The sequence below is a fragment of the Mesorhizobium sp. M4B.F.Ca.ET.214.01.1.1 genome (assembly GCF_004791545.1).
Taxonomy (GTDB): Bacteria; Pseudomonadota; Alphaproteobacteria; order Rhizobiales; family Rhizobiaceae; genus Mesorhizobium; species Mesorhizobium abyssinicae.
Genome location: NZ_SRUX01000333.1, coordinates 1 through 278, shown reverse-complemented (window position 1 = coordinate 278; position 278 = coordinate 1). Strand labels below are relative to the sequence as shown.

At 58.3% G+C, this 278-nt stretch carries 1 pseudogene; it reads right to left on the bottom strand.

Annotated elements, in window-relative coordinates:
- A pseudogene (locus EN857_RS34450) lies at positions 1-278 on the bottom strand (hypothetical protein); the annotation flags it as partial.

Sequence of the window (278 nt, the reverse complement as noted above, 5' to 3'; positions counted from 1 at the left end):
GCCCCATCGGGCTGAACGAATGGGTGATGACGTACTCGTAGTCCAAGTACTTCAGGCCGTTGAGGATGCCCGGGTAAGTCCCCTCGGCATACTCCTTGATGTTCAGGATGGCGCCGAAGTGGTTGGCACCATTGGGGGTATTGATGACGAAGTCACCGGTCTTGGACGAGAACATGTGCCGGCTGACCGGCAGGTAGTCCTTGATGGGTGCCGACAGCACCGGGACCGGCTCGTCAATGCGATTGATCAGGTAGCCGAACAGCTCCAGCGTTTCAGAG